Annotated in this window: 17 protein-coding genes; 3 read left to right on the forward strand and 14 right to left on the reverse strand. The window is 46.2% G+C overall.

All coding sequences use genetic code 11. The features are described from left to right. Positions 1 to 323: 323 nt before the first annotated feature. From PAENI_RS11795 to PAENI_RS11855, 13 genes are all read right to left on the reverse strand, one after another. Positions 324 to 1,958: a formate--tetrahydrofolate ligase gene (locus PAENI_RS11795; protein WP_149645365.1), complete on the reverse strand. Its 1,635-nt coding sequence runs from the start codon at positions 1,956 to 1,958 to the stop codon at positions 324 to 326. Positions 1,959 to 2,208: 250 nt separating this feature from the next. Continuing rightward, positions 2,209 to 2,685, reverse strand: a complete 477-nt coding sequence (locus PAENI_RS11800) for a glutathione peroxidase (protein WP_149645366.1) — start codon at positions 2,683 to 2,685, stop codon at positions 2,209 to 2,211. A gap of 241 nt (positions 2,686 to 2,926) precedes the next feature. Further along, entirely contained in the window at positions 2,927 to 3,790 is an 864-nt protein-coding gene (locus PAENI_RS11805) for a M15 family metallopeptidase (RefSeq protein ID WP_149645367.1), read from the reverse strand. A 201-nt stretch (positions 3,791 to 3,991) separates the two neighbouring features. Then, positions 3,992 to 5,797, reverse strand: coding sequence for a DEAD/DEAH box helicase (locus PAENI_RS11810; RefSeq protein WP_076297932.1), 1,806 nt, complete (start codon positions 5,795 to 5,797; stop codon positions 3,992 to 3,994). A gap of 394 nt (positions 5,798 to 6,191) precedes the next feature. Further along, positions 6,192 to 7,859, reverse strand: a complete 1,668-nt coding sequence (locus PAENI_RS11815; RefSeq protein ID WP_149645368.1) for an ABC1 kinase family protein — start codon at positions 7,857 to 7,859, stop codon at positions 6,192 to 6,194. After that, positions 7,860 to 8,207, reverse strand: coding sequence for a phasin family protein (locus tag PAENI_RS11820; RefSeq protein ID WP_149645369.1), 348 nt, complete (start codon positions 8,205 to 8,207; stop codon positions 7,860 to 7,862). 95 nt (positions 8,208 to 8,302) lie between these two features. Next, positions 8,303 to 8,941, reverse strand: a complete 639-nt coding sequence (locus PAENI_RS11825) for a ThuA domain-containing protein (RefSeq protein ID WP_042192549.1) — start codon at positions 8,939 to 8,941, stop codon at positions 8,303 to 8,305. A gap of 205 nt (positions 8,942 to 9,146) precedes the next feature. Further along, complete coding sequence (locus PAENI_RS11830) at positions 9,147 to 9,959, reverse strand: uroporphyrinogen-III synthase (RefSeq protein WP_149645370.1); 813 nt, start codon at positions 9,957 to 9,959, stop codon at positions 9,147 to 9,149. Positions 9,960 to 10,080: 121 nt separating this feature from the next. Further along, complete coding sequence (locus PAENI_RS11835; RefSeq protein ID WP_223178939.1) at positions 10,081 to 12,048, reverse strand: methyl-accepting chemotaxis protein; 1,968 nt, start codon at positions 12,046 to 12,048, stop codon at positions 10,081 to 10,083. A gap of 255 nt (positions 12,049 to 12,303) precedes the next feature. Further along, positions 12,304 to 12,699, reverse strand: coding sequence for a Fur family transcriptional regulator (locus PAENI_RS11840; RefSeq protein WP_149645372.1), 396 nt, complete (start codon positions 12,697 to 12,699; stop codon positions 12,304 to 12,306). Positions 12,700 to 12,790: 91 nt separating this feature from the next. Continuing rightward, entirely contained in the window at positions 12,791 to 13,888 is a 1,098-nt protein-coding gene (locus tag PAENI_RS11845) for a Ger(x)C family spore germination protein (RefSeq protein WP_188114537.1), read from the reverse strand. Beyond that, positions 13,885 to 14,985, reverse strand: a complete 1,101-nt coding sequence (locus tag PAENI_RS11850; RefSeq protein WP_149645374.1) for a GerAB/ArcD/ProY family transporter — start codon at positions 14,983 to 14,985, stop codon at positions 13,885 to 13,887. Before PAENI_RS11850 ends, PAENI_RS11845 begins: the two co-directional genes overlap by 4 nt. Beyond that, a complete protein-coding gene (locus PAENI_RS11855) occupies positions 14,985 to 16,343 on the reverse strand; it encodes a spore germination protein (RefSeq protein ID WP_149645375.1) in 1,359 nt (452 codons plus the stop codon). Before PAENI_RS11855 ends, PAENI_RS11850 begins: the two co-directional genes overlap by 1 nt. A 157-nt stretch (positions 16,344 to 16,500) precedes the next feature. Here PAENI_RS11855 and PAENI_RS11860 point away from each other — a divergent pair, with 157 nt between their 5' ends. From PAENI_RS11860 to PAENI_RS11870, 3 genes are all read left to right on the forward strand, one after another. Beyond that, positions 16,501 to 18,048: an FAD-dependent oxidoreductase gene (locus PAENI_RS11860; protein ID WP_149645376.1), complete on the forward strand. Its 1,548-nt coding sequence runs from the start codon at positions 16,501 to 16,503 to the stop codon at positions 18,046 to 18,048. A gap of 173 nt (positions 18,049 to 18,221) precedes the next feature. Next, complete coding sequence (locus tag PAENI_RS11865) at positions 18,222 to 18,941, forward strand: 3-ketoacyl-ACP reductase (protein WP_042131427.1); 720 nt, start codon at positions 18,222 to 18,224, stop codon at positions 18,939 to 18,941. Positions 18,942 to 19,580: 639 nt separating this feature from the next. Continuing rightward, entirely contained in the window at positions 19,581 to 19,898 is a 318-nt protein-coding gene (locus PAENI_RS11870) for an antibiotic biosynthesis monooxygenase (RefSeq protein ID WP_042192566.1), read from the forward strand. A gap of 90 nt (positions 19,899 to 19,988) precedes the next feature. On the opposite strand, the gene PAENI_RS11875 is transcribed toward PAENI_RS11870, so the two are convergent. After that, entirely contained in the window at positions 19,989 to 22,217 is a 2,229-nt protein-coding gene (locus PAENI_RS11875; RefSeq protein ID WP_149645377.1) for an MMPL family transporter, read from the reverse strand. Positions 22,218 to 22,316 lie beyond the last annotated feature (99 nt).

Raw genomic sequence — 22,316 nt, forward strand, 5'->3', positions numbered from 1 at the left:
TTCAAATGGACAACCTGGTTATATATTCGAATTGCTTGACTGACCAAATTAGATATCTGATCACCGATGAGTTAATTGTGATTTATTTCACTTTATAAACTGATTATATTGTGATATTTATCACATTACAAGTCTTTTCGCCTATATTCTCAGATTGTTCACAATTTCAAGCATTTTCCGTCACTGCTGCCGATTGCGACCTCGTTAGCTTTGCCATGGGCGTAGGACATTATGTTCTGCCCCCTCAGGATATACTTTCTTATAACGCGCAAAAAAAGGCTTTCCCCTACACCAACAGGGAAAAGCCTGATCATAAACTGTATCTACACCAAACCGTGAATCACGCCATCCTCATCCATCCATAGTGCCTCAGCAGCTGGCTTAGCCGGTAGACCTGGCATCGTAACGATATTGCCCGTAATCACTACAGCAAACCCTGCACCGAGCGAAAGGGTAATATCACGGATACCTACCGTGAAACCTTCTGGAGCGCCAAGCAATCTAGGCTGATCTGAGAAGGAATAAGGGGTCTTCGCCATACATACTTGAAGATCATTTAACCCAAGACGCTCAATCACCGCTAGGCTGCGTTTGGCCGCAGGGGAAAAGTTAACCTCCGCACCACGGTAAATTCCGCGAACAATCTTGGTGATTTTGGAAGAGATGTCGAGTTCATTCTCATACAAAGGAGCAAAACGTTCAGTGTCGCTATGATCCAGAAGTTTCTTTAATTCCGAAGCCAACTCTTGTCCGCCCGCACTACCTTCTGCCCATACCTTGGATATTGCCGCAGGAACGTTCAATCGGCGACAAGCCTCCACAACGTCATTAATCTCTTCTGGGCTATCGCCTTCAAAATGATTAATGGCAACAAGAACAGGCACCCCAAATTTGCCGAGATTCTCTACATGACGCTCCAAATTAGACAATCCAGAGCGCAGCGCCGTCCGGTTCTCCGTTTGGAGCTCATTCTTAGGTACACCACCGTTATATTTCAAGGATTTCACCGTCACTACAAGCACTGCCGCTGAAGGGGTTAGACCCGCTTGCCGGCATTTGATATCCATGAATTTCTCTGCACCAAGATCCGCTCCGAAGCCTGCTTCCGTAACAACAACATCTCCCAGCTTGAGTGCATAACGAGTACCGATAACACTACTGCAGCCATGGGCGATATTCGCAAATGGACCACCGTGTACAATAACAGGAGTGCCCTCCAAGGTCTGCACCAGATTAGGCTTAACTGCTTCCTTCAGCAGCGCTGTCATCGCTTCAACTGCCCCTATTTGCTCGGCCGTTACAGGCTGTCCCTCTTGATCATACCCAATCAAAATACGGTTCAGACGCTTTTTGAGATCACTCAGATTATCGCATAGGCATAATACAGCCATAATCTCAGAAGCTGTTGTAATCTGAAATCCACTTTCCCGCACGGCTCCATTTCCATCTCCGAGCCCTGTCACAATATTCCGCAGACTGCGATCATTCATATCCATCACGCGTTTCCAAACGATACGCTGCGGATCAAGACCCAGCTCATTACCTTGGAAGATATGATTGTCAATCATCGCAGACAATAAATTATGTGCAGAAGTCACCGCATGAATATCACCCGTAAAGTGCAAATTAATCTCATCTGCCGGAATGATCTGTGACTTGCCGCCGCCCGTGGCACCGCCTTTCATGCCTAAGCATGGTCCGAGGGATGGTTCGCGCAAGGCAGCCACGGTCTTTACTCCTGCTGCGTTCAATGCCTGTGCCAGCCCAATGGTTGTTAAGGTCTTCCCTTCGCCAGCAGGGGTTGGATTCACCGCAGTGACCAATACCAGCTTGCCATCTGGTTTGTTCTTCATGTCTTCCCATAAGGACGGTGAAAGTTTACTTTTATATTTGCCGTATAGTTCCAGATGCTCTTCGCCAATTCCCGCTTGTGCTGCTACCTCTGTAATTAACTTCATGCTTGTATTGAACCCTCCTGCCGTTATTATCCTGCTGTATTCCACGCTTTATGCATATTTTGCATGGGCATTACATTCTCTTCAAAGAATACATGGTCTCTGTAAAGCGTCAAGTATAATTTATCACAACAAATTTCCAAGTAGCTATTTCATATTCCTATGTAAAAAAGAAAATCCCGTCGAAGCTCGGTCAAAAGACCGAGCTCGAAAGGATACTTGTAAAATAACAATTTATCAGACCCTAAATGGTCTACAGTAAGGACTCAATCTGTTCTGACATCGTTTCTGGCGATTCCTTTGGCTCAACACGAGCTACTACATTACCGCCACGATCAATAAGAAACTTCGTGAAATTCCAGCTGATATCACTGCTGTCACCAGTACCCGGCTGATGCTCTTTTAAATAATTGAAAAGAGGGCTGGCATCCGGTCCATTCACATCCACTTTGGCAAACACAGGAAATGTAACGCCATAATTAATCTGACAGAATTCTTCTGCCTCTTCACTTGTACCCGGCTCCTGACCCGCAAATTGGTTGCAGGGGAATCCTAATACTACAAGTCCCTGATCCCTATACTGCTCGTATAGCTTCTGGAGATCCCCATACTGCGGTGTAAGTCCGCATTTACTAGCCGTATTGGCAATCAGCACTACCTTACCTTCATACTCTGTAAATGACACTTCTTTACCCGAAGGCGTAACGCCGGAAAAATTGTAGATCGACATCCTAATTCCCCTTCCTTCCATGTACTTAGACTACACTACGTATCTTACCCGAATTGTAACAGATTGCAACTTATCGACACTTTCTGTAAACACTAAGAACAAGCAAACACGCCTTCGGCGTCCCTAAAGGACGGTAAGCGTTTATGCGAGAAATATGAGGATACAGTATAGTGTGAAACTTATAATTTCTTATAGAAAAAGCAGCCCTATGTATTTCTTAGGACTGCTCTCTATCACTTTGTTATTTGGATACGGGTACGACATCATAATATTCTTCCAGCGTAATCCCTTTATCCGCAATATAAGTAGCTATATCCTTGCCCACATAACGGATATGCCAAGGCTCATACTTATATCCTGTAATGTCCTGCTTTCCTTCTGGAAAGCGGATGATATAACCATATTCGGTTGCATGCTGCGCTAGCCACTCCGCTTCCTTCGTTCCACCAAAACAGCTCTCCGCAGCACATTTTCCGTCACTTCCTGAGACATCGATAGCAAGCCCTGTCTGATGCTCGCTATAGCCAGGCACGGCACTGTAAGTACGAGCCAGTTCTTCTCCGTCTTTCTCAACATAACGATTGAACAGCCTTGTTTGGGTTTCCTTAGAACGGTAGGCCGAAACGCCAGCCAAGTAAATCCCGTCTTCCTCTGCGCCTGCGAACAGTTTCTCTAATGCTTCGGCAGCTTCCTTACGCATCATACGCTTCTCGATTTTCTCTTTAAATGTAAACCGTACTTCCGGGTAGACTAGATCCGTTGGCTTATAGTTCTCCGGCAGTCCATACTCCTTATTCACCATCACAGCTATGCTGTCAGGCTCTTTAAAAGAATCATCAGTGCTATTTCCCTTTCCGTTACTATCCGGTTCGGACGGATCAGAGGGATCCGTTGTATTAGATGGATTAGCTACCACTGGGTCTGTTATGCCCTCTTCGGTGCTATTACCATCTTCACCAGGCTTAGCTTGAAGATCATCCTGCACATTTATATTGGAACCGCTACTATCTGAAGCAGAAGGAGAAGGCGTCGTATACTTCCCAATCCCCCACCCAACAGCAATAACGACAATTAACAAGATTATTATTTTTAATTTTTTAGACATCTGCAAGATCTTCCTCCTCGAAGTCGAAACACTCTATTTATCTATTAGACAAGCTTTCCTTCAAAAATGTTACACTAAGATCCTTTTTTAGACAAATATCGTTCGGATAATTGTGCCTACAAAATAAAGTTACCATAGGGAGTTAGCTTGTCCGCTAACTTCCCTATGGTAACAAGTTTTAGTTATGAAATTCCACTCACATTATCTGGATGTGCCTCTGCCGCCGCTTTTAAAGCCGCCGGAGCTGCCGCGTCCACCCCGTGAGGAACCCGTATTTCCGCTGTTGCGGCCGCCTTTACCAGCGCCACCCTTGGCACCGCTATAGCCGCCTTTGCTACCTTTACCACCTTTGCCGCCGCCTCTAGACGGGCCCGTACCGTAGCCGCTGCCTAAGCCGCCTCGTGGTGTGCCGCCAACGTAAGCGCCGCCGTCTGCACCTCTGGCTACGTTCTCGCTGTAGCCAGTGCTTGGGCCGCCCTTCCGGTTCGCACCGCGCGAACCGGCACTGCTAGGCGCTGCTGCGTTGCCGCTAGCTGGCGCATCGCCTCTGGAGGCGAAGGCGCCATAGCCGCCGCCTACTCGTACTACGCCGGCAGCCTTGCCGCCGCCCTTAGGTGCGGCAGCATCAAAGCCGCTGCCACCGCGCTTGCCAGCCGCCGCATCGGAACGACCGCCGCGGCGACCTTCTGCAGGCGCACCCCAGCCGCCTGCTTCCTTACCGCGGCCGCGGCCACCCTGCCGCGCTCCGCCTTCGCCGCGCGGAGCACCGCCGCGGCCAGAGCCGCCGGTCTTTGGTCCGCGGCCCGTGCGTGCTGCCTCAGCGCCGCCGCTTTGGCGACCGCCGTGGCGTCCGCCGCCTTGTACTGCGACGAATTCGCCAACGCCGAATTCATCCTTGTCGTAACGGCGACGATCCAGGCGCTGCGAAATGCCGTGCTCGATCAAGTCTAGTCCATCTTGCTCACGCGGAGAAGTGAACGTAATCGCAAGCCCTTTGCCTCCGGCACGGCCTGTCCGGCCAATCCGGTGAATATAGCTGTCCACATCAAGTGGCATATCGTAGTTAAAGATATGAGTGATACCTTCGACATCCAGCCCCCGAGCCGCTACATCTGTGGCTACAAGAAGCTGCAGCTTCGCATCACGGAATCTCTTCATTACACCTTCGCGTTTACCTTGAGACAAATCACCGTGCAGCTCATCACAATCATAACCTGCTGCTTGGAGTGCTTCGTTCAGCTTGGACACCCGACGTTTGGTCCGGCAGAAAATAATAGCCAAGTAAGGACGATCCCGTTCAATCAATGTTTTGAGTGCCTCTTCTTTATTACGATCCGAGACTTCCACGACTTGCTGTTTGATATTATCCAGCGGAATCGGAGAACCACTCTTAATAATGATATCCAGAGGCTCTTTCATGTAATTAGCTGCGAGACGTTTAATCGGATCTGGCATCGTCGCAGAGAACAACATCGTTTGACGGCGATAAGGAACAGCCGTAATAATGGTCTCTACATCCTCCAAGAATCCCATATGCAGCATTTGATCCGCTTCGTCCAGAACGAGCATCTTAACGCCACTAAGATCGAGCGTCTCCCGGCGCATATGATCTAGCAGTCTGCCCGGTGTACCGATAATAAGATGTCTGCCACCTTCGAGCTTACGCAGCTGCTTCTCAACATCCTGACCACCATAAACGGCCAAGATTTTAATATCCGTATGACGCGCCAGCTTACGTGCCTCTTCTGTAATCTGCAAAGCCAACTCACGTGTTGGGGCCATAATTAGCGCCTGCGGATAAGCTCGCTCCGTGTGGATCTTGTCCATAATTGGCAGCAAGAAAGCTAATGTCTTCCCTGTACCAGTCTTCGCTCTTGCAATTACATCCAGACCCTGCACCAATGGCGGTATTGCTTCCTGTTGCACTGGTGTAGGCTTAACGATGCCTTGACCTTGAAGCAATGTACACAGTAATTCTGAAACACCTAATTCTTTAAATCCCGGCAAATTCTCCACCTCACTATTTTCTCAGTTAAATTTGATTACATCTCTTACTTAACTTCCGTCTTCCAAAGCCCTATTCAGGCAGCCCCTACCTGACTGTCCTTTTGGGGGCGTATGCTTCCGATTCAGCTATATTCAAACAAAAGCGGAAGAACCCCGTCACCGGCATTCTTCCGTCCCATGTATCCCTTGACCCGTTAAAAGAGTGCGGTCAAAGTTCGGTTTCTGGGCAGCAGCGATCCACCGGACGTTTAGACGGCACTCCATTTGCGTTCCATTCCACTTTATACAATAGAAGTAAAGTTAAGCTTAGAAAGTTATCTTTTATATTGTACTTGATAGAACGGCATTTGTGTGAAACTGCAGAATAATAATTATTCTATCCTGTAGTTGTAGGTTAGAACCTTCCCGATTTAAAAATCGCAAAGATCAACCATAAGAACATCAGAAGCGCTACTACGCCGCCAATCTCCACTGTAGGGAAATTCCATAACACTGAAGGCTGACCGCGCATCGCAGTTCCAATAATGAGTCCAACCATGATAATACTGAACGCAAGCATCACAATACTAAACGCTAAGCGGTTCCCAACCCGGTCCAGCTTTCGCTCCAAATGCTCCAGCTCAGGTGCCGCAATCTCTACCTTTAGCTTTCCCTTACTAATTAGCGCGGATAACTGCCTTGCCTGCCCAGGAAGCTCTAGAAGACTCTCCGTTAAATCGGCTACGCCGCCAAGGAACTTGCGCTGCAATCGGGGACCACTAAATCGCTGCTTCACAAGTTCCCGTCCAAAAGGCTCTGCCATCTCTAAAATGCTAATCGTTGGATCCAAGTTGCTAATGACACCCTCAAGCGTCAGCATCGTCTTACCAAGCATCGTTAGATCCGGGGGAAGGACTAATCGATGCTTGCGAGCAATGCCAAACAGATCATTTAGCGCTTTACCTATGCTCATCTTACTAAACGGAACATCATAATACTCTTCGCGAAGTCGATCCATATCATTATGCAATGCCGTTCGATCAGCATCCTCAGGGATGACGCCGAGACGCAAAATTGCCCGGACCATCGCATCCGTATTCTTGCGCATTAGTGCGATGACAAGCGCAGACAGCTGCTCTTTCATCTCTTCGTTCAGCCGCCCCATCATGCCAAAATCAATCAAAGCCAGCTTCCCATCAGCCATTCTCATAACATTCCCTGGATGCGGATCTGCATGAAAAAAGCCATGAATGAAAATTTGTCTTAGCATCATTTCCACGAGCTGTTGAGCAATAACCTTAAGCTTAACGCCGCTATTCAGTAGTTCATCGCGACGACTTAGCGTAATCCCTACCACATATTCCATCGTCAGCACTCGTGCTGACGTATAGTCCCAATAAATATCCGGGATGTATACTCCGTCATAATCCATCTGTTGAGCAATTTTCTCTGCATTGCGTCCTTCTTGGCCGTAATCCAGCTCGCCAAGCAGAGATTTCGAGAATTCCTCTACCATACGGGACAACTGATATTGCCTCGCCCAGCCTAGCTGCTTCTCAGCAAGGGCGCTCAGATCTTTGAGAATTTCCAAATCCCTACTCATCGTTCGCAGTATGCCAGGGCGCTGAACTTTAACAGCCACGACCTGCCCGCTGTGAAGAACAGCTCTATGCACTTGACCGATCGACGCAGCCGCAAGAGGAGTATCCTCAAAGGAATTAAAGATTTCATCCATCCGTTGATCGAGTTCATGCTCCACAATCGTGCGCACGCGCTCCACAGGGAACGGGGGCACATTATCCTGTAGTTTTACCAATTCTTGAATAATAGAATCAGGCAGCAGATCCGAACGTGTACTGGCGAGTTGTCCAAGCTTTATAAAGGTTGGGCCCAAATCCTCCAATACGAGCCGAATCCGCTCCCCGAGCGTAAGGCTTGTATGAGCTTCTTGCGTTACAAGACGGCGTGGAAGGGATAATAAATGATAGAGCCCCAGCTCCTCCACCATATAGCCAAAACCATGGTGCATAAGCGCCATGGCAATGGACCGGTATCGTCCGGCATGTCTGATACGTACTGCCATTTAGTCCGTACGCGTTTCCGCCGATGTTCCTTCTAGATGGGAAATGCCCTCCAGCTCGGCCAATCGACGCTCCAGCACAGCAATTCGGCCTTCCAACTCGTCAATTTCACTTTGTACAGGAACCTTCATTTCCTTCAACACGCGTTGTACTTGTTCTTGTACAACAGACTTGAGCATACCTCGCTCTTCCTCACCGCGTTCAATCAGACGGTCAACTAGGGCCTTAGACTCCGAAGGAGCAAGCTCCCCACGCTTCACTAGTTCCTCAACAACCTTTTCTACTTTTTCCTTACTGACAATGGTGAGGCCCACTCCTAAAGAGATCGCTTTTTTAAACAAATCACTCATAGTACTTCCTCCCAAAGATTCCGTTTCGTTACAAACGGAGTTGATGATTAAAGTATACCTCACTGTGTGCGTATTTCAAAAAAACGCAATATCCCTTAGTTACTTACCGGAATACGTGCAGCCCAAGTAGCTGCCTGCAAGATCAGTTTACGTAGTGCTGGATGGCGGAAGGATGGCTCATGATGCCCAGGCATAAGGAATACTACTCGTCCTAAACCATAGCTGTGGCACCATGCAGCTGGAAGCCATTGACCCTCCGATTCATACTGAAGAAGAATAGTCCGATCTGTGAACGGATCAAATTCGAAATGATAAGGCTCTTCATCCAGCTGGAAGTCTTCAACGCCCTCAGTAATGTCATGCTCTAGCACCTTAAAATTCATTGGCTCGTAAGCGGTGTGACCATTAAAGCGTCCACCGATCAGCTGAGCTAGTTCGTTACGCTTCGTCAATGAAGCACCTGTATGAAGAACAATCAGTCCTCCACCACCGCTCACATAGCTGAGTAGGCCAGCGGTTTGCTGAGGAGATACAGTTTCATTCCATAATTCGTTGTAGGCAATGCATAAGTCATAACTTCCTAAATGCTCAATGCGCATCATTTTTTTATTTTCTGAACACTGAACGGTTAATAAATCATTTAAGATCTCGCTAATTTGTTGGTCCACTCCTTGAAGTGGATGGAAACGGGGATGGGTATAATCACCAAGTAACAGACATTTTCTTTTGTCCATGGGGATCCTCCTCCTTATTCATTGTTATTATTCATCACATGTTGCCTATATTCTAAGGAAAACTGCTGCGAATGTCCATGCAGATGGCAGGTTTACTACTCTTAAGGCATCCTTTCCGGGTAAAAAAGCATCCCCACCCATTGAATCCGGCGGGAATGCTTCTGAATAGTAACGTAAATCTTGTAAAGCTTCCGCACACTGTGGTCTAGCGATTCGCCGCCACATATTTGCCCAACTCTACAATCATGCTTCCCATCCGTTCATGCTCAGGCATGATGATACGTTGTAGGCCCTCTTCTTTTAGAGCCTCAGAGGTAATACGCCCTACAGAAACAGCAAGCACTTTATCCTCGAAAGACCTCAGCATCTCCTCCAGCTTGCCCTGTTCCCGAGCAAATTGAGAGAGGAAACGAAATTGTGGCGCACTTGTAAAAGCCACGGCATCAATCTTGCCTTCTGTAATTTCTATGAGCAGTCTTTCAAGCTCACCCGGTTCTGGTGGAGTATGACGATACGGCAGCACTTGGCGTGTATTCGCCCCTGCCTCCTGCAGCCATGTGAGCATACGAGGAGCTGGATCACCGTGCAGCTGCAGAACAACTTCCTTGCCCTGCAAATCCAGGGATTGAAGGCCACGAATCAGTCCGATCGTACTTCCGTCGTCGTCGCGAACCTCTGGCGTAAGCCCTCTTTTCTTCAAAGCATTCACTGTCTTATAACCCCGTGCGGCAATAATAGAACCAGAAAGTACTTCTAAGAAACGATCAGCGGTATTCAGGCGTTCAGCCGTTTCGAAGAGAGCATCCAGTCCCATGCCTGTGGTAAGGATCACCAAGTAAGGAGGATGGCTGATCCATGAATTCAATCCATCCTCCAATGCCTCATCATCAAGAAATACAGTACCTTGGGCAGGTCGGCATAACGCCGTCCCCCCCATATTTTGGACCAGCTTGGCCATTTCTTCCGATTTACGCGGACCCGCCAAGGCGACCGTGAACCCTTTCAATTGCTCTGCCATGTACTATTATCTCTCCTCTCTCCGTTGCCTAACCCAACATTATTGTTTATCAGTATACTTGCAAAGGGCTGCAAAAGGGAAGATAAAAGCATCGTTCTCCTATCTGAAATATATATTAATGCTAGGAAGAGTGTATTTTAAAGCTACTCACAAGCTTTTGCAGTTCCTCCGCAAGACGGCTAAGGTCGGTAGAAGAAGATGCCATTTCTTCAACAGATGCGAGCTGCTCTTGCGCTGCCGTTGCGATGGTCTCTGTACTTACAGCCGCTTCTTCGGTGATTCCGCGAATCTCTCCAATAGCCTTCTCCATATGATCGGATTCCACCATTAAGGTCTGTACAGCCCCGCCCATTGCCTCAATCTTCTCTGCGGCACTCTTGACCGCTCTTCGGATACGGGAGAAGGAACGTCCGGAAGTATCCACAGCCTCTATCCCTTCTGTTACACGCTGCTTTGTATCTTCCATCGTATGGGTCACCAGCGTCATCTCACTATTAATGGCGGTGATCTGCTCTGCAATCAGATGCGCTGATCTCTCTGATTCCTCTGCCAGCTTACGCACTTCAGCGGCAACAACGGCGAATCCACGGCCATGTTCTCCAGCTCTGGCCGCCTCAATAGAAGCATTTAGAGCTAACAAATTAGTCTGACGGGCAATCCCTGTGATGACGCCGACAATGCCTTCAATTTGACCCGTTCTTTCGTTCAGCTTGTCGATTACACTGCCAAGCTCTCCCACCGTTTCATGGATACCATTGATCTTATCCACCACGCCGATGACCGAATCATTTCCTTCTGAAGCAGAAAGCGAAGTTTTGTCCATCATCTCAGACACCTGCTCCATATATACAGAAATATGATCCACCTCGCTTGTCGTCGCCGCTGTACTTTCCATTCCTTTTCGCACACCGATAACCTGCCGTTCTGTCCCTGCCGCTACCTCTTGAATCGCTATCGTCATCTGCTCGATCGTTTGGGCATTCTGCTCAGCACTGGCGGTTAACTCTTCGGCTGAAGAGGAGACATTGCCCGTCATCTCCTGTACGCCAACGATCATCTCCCGCAAGCTGAGCACCATTAATTGAAAGTTCTCAGCAAGCATACCAATTTCATCTCTGCGGAAAGCCCCAATATTCTCGGACAAATCACCTTTCGTTAACACTGCAGTTGCTTTCCGAAGCCGGAGAAGCGGCCGCAAAATAGATTGAATATTAAAATAGATCACGATCAATGCGAACAGCACGGAAACTACGATAACAAGCATTGCTGTATTACGGATATCGCTCGTTGCCGAAGTCACTTCATCTATGCTTATCGTACCTCCGACTCTCCAGCCCGTGAGCTCGTTCACCATAAACGTCATCTTATTGTGCGTATCCTTGTAGACATAATCAAAAGAACCTTGTTCGTCCTCGAACATTCTCTTTACAAAATCATCGGATGATTCCTGTCCAATAGCCTCTGTTGGATGTACAAGATATTTCTTGCTGTTATCAAGGATAATAATATATCCTTCCTTGCCAACCTTCGTCGAGGTCAAATCTCCTAATGCGGATAAGTTGAGATTCAAGGTTACTACCCCGTCTCCGCTCTCCAAGACCGTTGATATCGCAATCGCCGTTTCCTGATTTACGGTTTGAAAGGCAGGAGAAATCACGGCACCTTTCCCGTGTTTCAAAGAATTAATATAGGCACTTTCCTGTCTGGGATCGTAGCCTTCAGGCAGCTTGGCATCCGAAGCATGGATAGATTCTCCTCTGCTTGTACTAACATAAATGTCTAGCACATCCGGATGTAGCACAGCATATTCCTTTAATCTGTCCTTCATAGAAGCAACCGTCTTCCCAGTTGCCTCACTGTTGGTCCCCTCAGCGGTGAATTCAGTGGAAAAATAAGAAACAGCATCTATTTTAGATTGAATATTCGAGTTGATGATTTCATTAACTGCCACAACACTTTCGGTAGCATTGCTCACCAGTTGATCTTCCACTTCATGGCTGGCAGATTGATAGGTTCGCCAGCCTATTATGATACTGGGCAACAGCAGAACTAATAGGTATGTAAGAATTAACTTGGTTCGAATACTCATACCTGCTTTTTTGTTCATAAATGTCATCACACTCTCTCTCTTCGAGTCTTAAACAAGGACATATTTACCAGACTTAATATATAATTATATATCCTCCTTTGGAACCGATTTTCCTCCTATCTTTCTTCATTTTTCTCATCATTCTTATGAATTGTCATATAAACGCAACAAAAAGACCGCTTTAAAGAGAGCGGTCTACTCAAATTAGCCTATTTCCTTATCATTACCGCAGCAAAAGGCTCCGGTTCTCTTTTCCTAGTTCATACTTTTGTTCTTGCAGTTCGGGCATACGCCTCCGAATACTACATGGGCATGACCAATCGTATAACCAGTATCCTTGGCCACTGTGTTCATCCAGTCTCGTGGAACTTGGTTCATTACCTCATCAACCGCTCCACAAACCTCGCAAATGATATGCTGATGATCATCCATGCGGGCATCATATCTGCTGGCAGCCTCACCAAGCTTAAGCTCACGAATCATTTGTTTATCTGAAAGATAACGTAGGGAGTTGTATACAGTACCGTATGCTAAGCTATGACCTTGTTCTACTAGCCGATTCATTACTTCCGCAGCAGTGGGATGGTCATGTGAATTAAGGACGATATCGTAAACGGCTTGACGTTGGGAAGTCAAATTTAGGCTTTTCATTGCTATCATCCTCTAACTTGTTTTTAGATCAAGTATAAATCGTGAATGTAGGAACGTCAATCCCACTTTTATCCACTCATTACTTTCTCAGTTACTTAATCAATCCAGAATATTTGATGCTTACGTCAGCTTTGACTTGAAAATCAAGCCCAGCATAAAGTCTCTCCCACACTTCCATTTCGGTATCATTATTAAAGTGCCTTGCTCCATAGTGCAGCCCCCATCCAAAAGGATCCAGACCACTAGCTTGAATTTTAGTCAACAACGCTAAAACATCCGCTTCCAGTTCCTTTCCCCCAGCAACTGCAATTTTCTCCAGCATGCTATGAGTCACCAGATCCGGGCTGCTACTTTCTTCGAGGATACCTTTAATCTTAATATGATATCGAATAGTAACTTTCCCGCTTTCCGCATTTAGTATCTTGTAGTCCGACGATGATCTCTCTGTGTAATACTGATACATGACTCCCACAAAATGGGCTGGTAAATTGGTCCGCAGATTCGAGCGCGACAGTAGATTGTACAGCCGGGTTTCATTTGGTGTAAGAACCAGCTTAATTTTCTGGCTATCCAGCAAAGCGATTTTATTAATTAAAAACTCTTCGTCCTCAGTGACCTCGATAATTGGCAGAATCGGATCAATCCCCTTCTCGTAAATATTTCTCATCAGCTGAAAGGAATATACACTAGAAATAAATGGAGACTCCGTGCCTTGTCCACTCATAGCCAAAATAAGAGAATTCGAAGGGATATGTTCCGATTTCGGCCTTACCTGCAGCACTCGTAGGGCCTCCGGACGCCCAACTCCAAAATTGAGAATAAGCTGAATATCTCTGCGCCGCACCGCCCAATCCATCACATGCTGGATATCCTTGCGTGCAATCCCTTCCCCCAAAATAATCGATTTACAGTGTGAATAATCAAGCTCCTTCGCTACCCTAGATTTCATTCTGCGAAGCGCCTCCGAAATACTCGGAGACTCTTCTGTTAATATCTGCATTTTCTCATCAATCTTGGTAACATCACCCTGAGGGATGGCAAGCTTCAAACTAATCTTGAAAGCCCCTTCTTCTTCACCAGGGTCAACACCGATCGCCAGTACGAATATCCGTAAATCAATTTCTTTGAAGTCACAGCCGGCAAGGAGTAGCAGTAACACAATTCCTATTGCACTAAGTGCTTTTCTCACAACCTCTGCCTCCTTACTTTGCGATAACAATAAAACAGCAGAGCGATTAAGAACATCTCACCAAACCAGCGGATCTGTAGAAACCAAATGCCCAACACGTTGAGCTGATATTGATCCATCCATATTAAGGAGAGGACCACTCCGCTAAACAAGCACAGGATGAGCCACTCTTTCCACTGCTCTGCCTTCTGGGATTGTTTTTTCGTAGATGAAATAGCACCTTTGAATAACCCTAACCCTACATGCCAGTGAACAATTACACTCACCAGAGATAAAGTCATGTAGGCAAAATAAAAAATAAACAGCATACGTTCAATAATAAAGGATTCTATCCGGATACTGTCTGCCGTCGAGAACCACGTATATACATGTCTCTCAATCGCAACAGTACCGAAATAACCGATAGGGACCAAAAAGGTTACGAGAAGTACGAGAAGTCCTTCCACCCCTAAAATCCAGACATGCTTTAGCTTTAACCCATGAAATACCCGATTAAAGATGGCTAGATTAATATAACCACTGAAAGAAAAGGTAGCTGCCGAAAGACTCATCAGATCCGGCTTATGCCAGATGTATGTAGTGATCTGCAGAACAGAATCCCAATTGAAATCCGGATTGGTCAGCGCCTTTACAATGCCATAGACAATTAACGGTAATGTAACGAAAAGAATGATTTCAAGACCATACAAAAGTGATAGTGAATCAAAGCGACAGCAGATGCAGACCAATATCAGAAAGCTGATCATGACAGTATATGGGCTTGAATCCGGACTGATATATCTCAACGTAATATCTACAAAAGAAAGCAAGGTAACCCCCCCAGCCACACACCATAAACCCGCAAAAAAGACAAGTAAAGGTTTGACTAGCAGCTTAGGAAGAAGAGGGTTAAATATTTCCGGAAATCCCTTTCCAGGAAATTTAGCAATCAATACAGTAAATATATAGACAAACAAAGTGCCAAGGATCGTTGCAATTAGTATGGAAAACAAAGCACCGTCAAAGCGTCTGTCTATTAGTTCCCTAGGAACAAAATTAATGATATTGATCAAGCTGTTCATCAGAAAAAGACAGTAGAAATAACGGCTTTTGGCCATCAATGTTCCCCGCCCTTCTTCTTACCAAGGTTATCAAGAAAAAACAATCTGAAATAAGGTTGTCCAAAGCTACGCTGATTGCATAAATACATCGCGAATCCCACAACACAGACCACTACACCAACCATTCCTAGAACAGCGGCAGCTATAAGAAAAATGTACTTCAGCACGCGTATCGACAAGCTCATCATATTCAGAGGAATCAGAAAATTGGATATCGCAACGGCAGAGACCAATATAATCATAATATTACCTACAAGCCCTGCCGCCGTAGCTGCCTGACCTAAGATTAGACCTCCGACCGTCGTGGCCGTAGGACCAATCGCTTTGGGCAGCCGTAAACTCGCCTCGGTCAGAAATTCCATCATCATAAGCATTAAGAGCACTTCCACAAAAGATGGATAAGGCACGGTCGCGCGACTACCCGAAATGAGTAGTGCAACCTGCACACGAATAATCTCTGGGTTATAAGAGGTAAGTGTTACATAGATCGCAGGCAGCCACAACGTCATGCACACACCGATAATTCGGAGTAGCTTTAAGAAACGGCCCACAATAGGAAATTGGATTTTATCATCCATGGATGTAAAGAAATCGTTAAATATGGAAGGCAATACGATCGCATATCCCGTTGTATCCAGGAGTATCGCTACTTTTCCTTCCGACAAATTAAATACGACTCTATCCGGCCTTTCGGTCACAATGGACTTAGGCAATATTCTCAGACTATCACTGCTTATAAATTTCTCAAGTTCTCCCGTAGCCTGCAATACATCGACCTTTAGTGTATTCATCTTCTCCCTTAATTCCGCTAATACATTATGATCAACACGACTGATGTCGTATAGGATTGCCACTTTTGTTTTGGAGACATCGCCGATGACCATGGTTTCCATTTTAAGATTAGTGGATTGATAACGCCGACGAATCATGTTCAGATTAACCGCAATATCCTCCGTCAGTGCATCTGAAGGTCCCTGTGAAATGCTTTCTGCAGACGTTTCACTAACACCACTACTTTCCGTACTCATCGCGTCGAAAAAACAAATCACATCATTTATGCTAAGAAGAACATACCCACTAAGCAAAAGCTCAATCGCTATTTCCTTCGTAGTCTCCTCTTCCGTGCCCGGATACGTCGTAATGTAATCCCTGTAAGCGTTATTACTCCCCATCTCATAGAACGGCGTAATCACATGGCGACTGAGAGTCTGGAAATCTGTAACGCTTTTAATATAAAGTAAGTTGATCTGCCCAAAAGGTGCAACGAGCGTTCTATCGATTAAATCGGCGAATCCGTTTAACTCACCCTTGATCCATTCCAGAGAAACATTGTGCTTATCCTGTTGAACTGACATGGATCATCCCTCCTATTTATCCTGCGCTCCCCGAATGCCACCTTATTTTGGCACTATTTCTCTGAATTCATGCACTGCACATATGAATACGGAGTTTCTTTTAACCGGACTGTGGTAATAAATGAGATGAGGATTGTACAGATGGAGGGATAATAAGATGGATCCACACCGTAAAATAACGCAAGGTCTTCCGCAATTTCCAGAATCAATATGGCGTGACACTACAGATTTACCGACCTTTCCAAAGCTGAATGAAGATATTTCTACAGATGTCGCTGTGGTGGGCGGCGGTATTACAGGAATTACAACAGCCTATCTCTTAAGCAAAGCCGGATACAAAGTCGCACTCTTGGAGGCAGGGGAAATTCTTAGTGGCACTACGGGTTTTACCAGTGCAAAAATCTCAGCACAGCACGGGTTAATCTATCATCATTTGATCAAGCATTTTGGTGAAGAGAATGCCCGCCTCTATTATCAATCGAACAATGGGGCTTTGGATTGGATCTTAGACACGGCTGAAGAACTCGAAGTGTCTTGTGGCATGAAACGTGAGGCGGCCTATCTATACGCAGATGCTGAAGATCATAAAACGCTTAAACAGCTGGAACAAGAGTTTAAAGCCTATGAACAATTGGGCCTGGCCGGTGAATGGCTGGACTACGTTTCTATCCCTCTGATGGCGAGTGGTGCCATTAAATTACCAGGACAAGCCCGCTTTCACCCGCTGCAATATCTGAAGGTCTTGTTGAAGGTTATAGTGGAAAACGGTGGCGTAATCTATGAGCATACGATGATGGCGGACAAGGTGGAGAAGAACGATAAGCTTACGCTTTTTACGGAAAAAAATGACTTCCGCATCACCTGCCGTTACGCTGTGTCGGCTTCTCATTTCCCCTTCTACGACGGAGGTGCGTTATATTTCTCGCGACTGCATGCTGAACGTTCCTACTGTCTGGCGATCCAGCCCGAAACGGATTTTGAGGGTGGAATGTATTTAAGTGCCAGCGAACCAACCCGTTCTCTGCGTGCAGTGGAGTGGGAAGGCCAGAATCTGGTTATCGTCGGGGGTGAGAATCATAAGACGGGCCAAGGCATTTGCACGATAGGTCATTATGAGAATCTGGAACTGTTCGCAGGCCACTTGCTGGGCATCAAATCGATCCCTTACCGCTGGTCAGCACAGGATTTAATTACGCTGGACAAGGTCCCCTACATCGGCAAGATTTCGGACAACGAAGAGATTTATATCGCTACCGGATTCGGAAAATGGGGCATGACAAGCGGTACCTTATCCGCTCAAATTATCTCCGATCAGATTCAGAGTAAGGATAATCCATATACAGAGCTATACGATCCATCCCGCTTCAAAGCTGGCGCCAGCCTAAAAAGCTTCTTCGTTCAAAATGCCAATGTGGCAAAAGAGCTTGTAGCGGGCAAAGTAGAAATCGTCCATAAAAAGACAAGTGATTTGAAGGCAGACGAAGGGGCTGTTGTCTTCCATGACGGCAAACGTGTGGGAGCTTATAAGGATCCGGAAGGGAAGCTTCATCTGGTAGATAGAACCTGTACACATATGGGCTGTGAGTGCGAATGGAACGATGGCGACCGTTCTTGGGATTGCCCTTGCCACGGCTCCCGTTTCTCCTATGATGGAGAAGTCTTAGAGGGACCCGCATCCGTGCCGCTGACGAAGCTTTACGAATAAATTATTTCATTCGTGGAAACAAATGATGGATTCATGGAAAATAACATCGCTATACATGGAAGTTTTCAAATCGTTTTCCTTCGGCGATTGTGAATGCCCTATAGCATTCAGGTATAATAGGACATGAACGAAGCATTAGCTTCAAAAATGTTTAAAGGAGCGTGACGTTAGAGATGGATTTGAGAGGAAAGAGTGTTGTGATTACTGGTGCAGGCAAAGGGATCGGTAAAGCCTTAGCCATGGCACTAGCTAAGGAAGGTGCTAATTTGGGCCTGATCTCCAGAACTTCAGGCGATCTCGAAGCGTTAAAATCAGCCTTAACGGAAGTATACGACGTGAAAGTCAGCATCGCCGTAGCAGATATCGCTGTACGCGAAGAAGCTGAACGTGCGGTTGCTTACCTGCAAAACGAGCTAGGAACATTTGACGCATTAATCAACAATGCCGGAATTGCAAAATTCGGCACTTTAGTAGAAATGGACCCTGCCGATTGGGAAAGTCATATCCAAGTCAATCTTTACGGTACGTATTATGTAACTCGCGCTGCACTGCCAGCTATGATTGAGAAAAATGGTGGAAATATCATCAATATCTCTTCTACCGCTGGAGAACGCGGTTTCGCGACAGGCTCGGCTTACTGCGCATCCAAGTTCGCACTGATGGGCATGACCGAAGCTCTCGCACAAGAGGTGCGTAAGCATAACATCCGCGTCGTAGCCTTGACTCCAAGCACTGTTAACACTGGATTAGCTTCCAACGCTGGACTTAAGATCGGTGACGAAGACCGTATGATGCAGCCTGAGGATGTAGCTGAATTGGCTTTAACAGCCTTGAAGCTGCCGGATCGTGTCTTCCTAAAAACAGCTGGACTCTGGACCACTAATCCGCAATAAAAAGCGAGCTAGCTGGTTCTAATTCAAGCTCTGATTGCGCTTTGTGCAATAGAATGTCTCTGGTCGTGAGAGAAACTTGGTTCGATTGCATTTTGTGCAATCAAACTGGAGGAAAACCGTACTTTCATGCGATTTAACCCGATTCAATTGTACAAAGTGCAACAGAATACCTTATGTAGACTATTTTCGGGCTATTCTATTGCATATTCTGCAATCAAACTCCACTTTAAGCTAGAGTAGGTTACTTTAACGCTAGAGTAGGTAAATAGAGATTAAGTATTTATTTAATTATAGATACTTATAGTTACGTTGTGTTGTGTGTTGTGTTGTAGTTGAGTACTGTAGTTACGCTGGGCGCTTCGGCTCTGAATACTACTTGGCGTTCGAATAGACGATAGTTGCACTTTGTACATCTATTCAGTGTAGTGAGAGGATCCGCCATACTTTAATTGCACTCTGTGCAACTAAAAGCAGGCAATTCTCGACCATTCGCCAGATTCTTCTAATTTAGTTGCAGAGAATACACTTATCGTCTTCGTTTCTAACGAACCAGAACCTTTAAGTGTATAAAGTGCAATTATATATTCAGCCTAATGTTTATGTATGGATATCACACTACTGAACGGAGGTTTACCTAATATGCTAGTAGTAACAAATACCATTAAAGTTAAAGAAGGTCATGGTGAAGCCATTGCTCAACGTTTCGGAGGAAATAATGGTGTACAGGATATGCCAGGATTCGTCCGCATGGAGGTTTGGCAAGGAAGTGCCAAAGAAGGTGTTGAGGAATTAAAAATCTGTACCATGTGGGAGAATGAGGAGGCATTTAAAGGCTGGACATCCAGTGAATCCTTCCGTCAATCACACCGCGGTGCTGGTGGAAATGAAGCCATTCTTGGTGCTTCGATCGACAAATATAAGCTGATGATCAGCCGAACACCCGGTACCAGCAATTAAGCATTGGGTTTCGACCACGACAATAACACCAGGGATGCCCTAAGCCAATATGGCTTTGAGACATCCCTGTTTGTTTTTACAGTGTGTCGCTTATTGCTCACTACTACGAGGCAGAGCTTGCTCCACCTCTTGATGTTTCCCCGGCCAGAATGCCCACCGACCAAAAAGTGTCGTAATAGCGGGCACTAGGAACGGACGTACTACGAAGGTATCAAGTAGAATACCTAGAGCGGTGATGATACCAAATTGCACAAGCACCTGAATCGGTAAGCTAGCTAATACAGCAAAAGTACCTGCCAGAATGAGGCCCGCAGAGGTAATTACCGAGCTGGTCTCATTCACGCCTTCCGCGATGGCCTGCTTAAGCGGCATGGTCTTACGCTTTTTCCAAATATTCGAGATCATAAAGATGTTGTAATCTTCTCCAAGTGCCACCAGGAATACAAAGGAATAGAGCGGGATCGCTCCCTGAATGGCATCTGCGCCCATCACATAATGAATGATAATCCAGCCTAAGCCAAGTGCAGAGAAGAAGGAGAGAATGACCGTTCCGACCAGATAAATAGTCGCCACTATCGAACGCAGATATATCAACAACAGCAAAGTGATCAACCCGATAACAACAGGGATAATCAGATCGGTGTCACGATCTCCGATTTTTTTGGTATCATACTGCGTCGCTGTCTGACCACTTACCCACACATGATCTGAAGGATTCTCTACCCCTACATCAATCAGCGCTTGCTCTGCTGTTGCTAGAAGGGCTGGAATATGCCCCATCGCTTCAAGTGAATAAGGATTGTTCTTAAATTCGATATCGTAACCCAGAATATCCTTGTTCACAGCACCCTGCTGCGGATCGGAAACCGTGTCCACATACGTGAGCCCTCCGAGAACGACTTTAAGATCCTCTCCACTCGCTTGCCCCTTAGTATCAATAATTAGCTTAGCGGGAGCTAATTCCCCCGGAGAAAACTGCTTACCGATGAGGTCGAACCCTTCGCGGGACTCCATATTTTTAGGAAAAGAAGAGAGGATATCATACGTAAACTTGATTCCACTAGAGAATGAAGCCAGAATCCCCAGTCCGATGACAGTCACTCCTACGATAGCCCAAGGTCTGGAAACTACAAATCCGCCAATCCCTTTTTTATGGGAGACTTTGGGTTCTGGAGCTGGTTTTCCTTTAGCCTTAGCTCGTTCAACCTCCATTTGCGGCGTGCGCGGAATGAATGGGAAGAACGAGGTCCGTCCGAAGATCGCCAAAAGTGCAGGTACAAGCGTTAAGCTAGCAATTCCCATAATGAAAATCGACACGCTGAACGGTATTGCAAAACGATGATAAGCTCCATACTTAGCCAGCAATAACGCAAACAGCGCGAGCACGACGGTGAAGCCACTCATAGCGATGGCGCCTGAAGATTCGGTAATGGAGCGAAGAAGCGCACGACTCTTACTCTCTTCTACCTTCAACAACTGCCGGAACCGTGAGATCAGGAACAAACAATAGTCCGTACCCGCACCGAACAACAGAACTGTCATGATGGATACTGCCTGTGAATCCACGGTGATCCAGCCTTCTTGCGCCATTTTTCCAAGAATCGGACTAGTTACACCATAAGCAAATCCAACTGCAATAAGTGGAATAAACGCCAAGATCGGCGAACGATAAATCACTAATAAGAACACCAGCACAAGCATAACCGTAGCAATTAACAAGGAAACGTCAGCGTTCTGAAACAGGCCTGAAGCATCTATAGAGATGCCCACTGGACCCGTAACACGTAAACTCAGGTCTTTTCCATCTACCTTAGCCGCGGAGGGGTCTCCACCCGTCTCTGTGTTTATGATCTTCTTCATTTCTGTCACAGCTTCACCGAGCTGATCACTATCTGCCGTTTTATCAAAAAGCACCGGGGTTACCAGTGTACTAAGATCCTCAGATAATGAGGCTTGCAGTGCCTGCGGCGGCAGCTTCCCTAATGGGGGAACAAAGTTCTGATGGGGTAACGGTTGCTGCTCCAACTTGTTGTATACAGCAGTGATATGTACTAAATCGTCTTGCGAAAGCCCACCTTCTCTATGCCATACGAGCAATGCAGGTACTCCGCTTCCACTTGGAAACTCTTGTTCTGCAATTACTGTTGCCTGTATTGATTGTGCATCATCTGGGAGATTGGGCGCATTATTAGCAACTTGAGAATTCACTGCAGGCCATAATAGGGAAAGTGCACCTACTAGCACTATCCATACGAGAAGAGTAATCCATTTCGTCTTTTTTCCTGCCACCCATTTACCGTAGCCTGACATTCCCTTCATCCTCTCCTTTACCTTCCCGCCTTAAAAATGAGCCGCGGGTCATTTTTAATTCTATCATATATATGCTTTAATTTTTAATCAAACTTTTTTTATTTTTCC

Origin of the sequence: Paenibacillus sp. B2(2019), from assembly GCF_008370385.1 — a bacterium.
Lineage (GTDB): Bacteria > Bacillota > Bacilli > Paenibacillales > Paenibacillaceae > Paenibacillus_AQ.